The following is a 1,469-nucleotide window of genomic DNA, read 5'->3' as shown; positions in this document are numbered from 1 at the left end:
TGTCCGGGCCGCGCTCGCGCGGGGAGCGTGAACCCCCGGCCCGCGGCCCGGGGGAACGGGTGGGCTGGCCCACTGTGGCGGCGAAGCGGGCGGCGAGGCGGGCGGCGCCGAGGGCCACGACATGCTTGGGATGGGCGTCGACGACGGTGGGACGCCCGAGCGCGGCCCGCACGCTGCGGGCCACCAGCGGAATGCGCGACGAACCGCCGGCGAGCAGCACCGCGCTGAGGTCCGCGGGGCTGACCTCAGCGGAGCGCAGGGCGCGGTGCAGCGCCTCCACGGTCGTGTCGATGGCGGGGCCGACCATGTCCTCGAACTGCGCGCGGGTCAGGCGCACCTCGCGCCGCGCCCCGGGCAGGAACACCTGGATCGCCGTCTCCTCGTCGTACGACAGCGCCTCCTTCGCCAGCACGACGTCCTGGCGCAGCCGGGCCAGGCCCACCGCCGCCTCCCGGTCGGCGGGGTCCAGCGCGCTGACCGCGCCGTCGAGACGCTGATCGACGTGATGCAGCACGGCCTCGTCGAAGTCGATGCCGCCGAGCCACTCCACCCCCTCCGGCATGCCGAGGATGCGTGCCTGGTCGCCTTCGAACCGCAGCACCGCGGTGTCGAACGTGCCGCCGCCGAGGTCGTAGACGGCGACGACCTCGCCGTCGGCGAGCGGCCGGTCGGCCGTGTAGTGGGTCACCGCGGCCTCCGGCTCGGTGATCAGCCCGACCGGCCCGATCCCGGCCAGGCGGGGCACCGCGTCGAACTGCTCCATCCGGTATGGCCCCCAGACCGCCGGCCGGGTCAGCACCACGCCGGTCGGCGGCGTCCCGCGGACCTCGGTCACCGCCCGCACGGCGTCCGCCAGCGTCGCGGCGAGCAGCGCAGCGGGGGAGTAGGGGGCGTCGCCGAGCACCAGCGGCGTGGGATCACCCAGGCTGCGCTTGAAGCCCCGGGCGGCCCGGGTGGGTTCGGTCACCGCCCGGCGCGACGCGGCCTCGCCGGTCAGCATCCGGCCGTCGCGGTCGGCGAAGGCGACCGTCGGGGTGACGAAGCTGGTGTTGCCCAGGCTCACCATCTCGATGTGCGGCCGCCCGGCGCCGCCGGGGGAGGGGGTGGACGGCAGGCCGACGGCGACGGCGGTGAAGGTCGTCCCGAGATCGACTCCGAGGCCGTACGGCACCGCGCTCCCCCCTGGCGGTCCAACCCTCACTGGGGCGACTCCTCCGCCTGCGTCCCGTCAGTCTATGGCGACGGCGCGGGCCGTCGATCCGGCTGGTCCGCGACGGGCACGTCGGGTGTCGAGCGATCCGGGTTCGAACGTATGTTTGGTATGCTGTCGGCTGTGGGAATCGCGCCCTTCCAGGCCTCGCTGCTCGACGCCGCACCCGCGGTCGAGGTCGGGCCGCTCGGGTCGGCCGTGCGGCGGCGCCCGCTGTCGCCGGGGGCCTGGGTCGATGTGCGGCGGCGCTGGGTCGAGG

1 protein-coding gene is annotated in these 1,469 nt (G+C 75.8%); it reads right to left on the bottom strand.

Annotated elements, in window-relative coordinates; all coding sequences use genetic code 11:
• Window positions 1–1,171, bottom strand: a 1,171-nt coding sequence (locus tag MXD58_RS27425; protein WP_250610934.1) for an Hsp70 family protein, incomplete at its 3' end; no start/stop codon positions are given.
• Window positions 1,172–1,469 lie beyond the last annotated feature (298 nt).

It is taken from the genome of Frankia sp. AgKG'84/4, assembly GCF_023242965.2.
In the GTDB taxonomy this organism is placed as follows: domain Bacteria; phylum Actinomycetota; class Actinomycetes; order Frankiales; family Frankiaceae; genus Frankia.
This window is presented reverse-complemented; position numbering and strand designations above follow the sequence as displayed.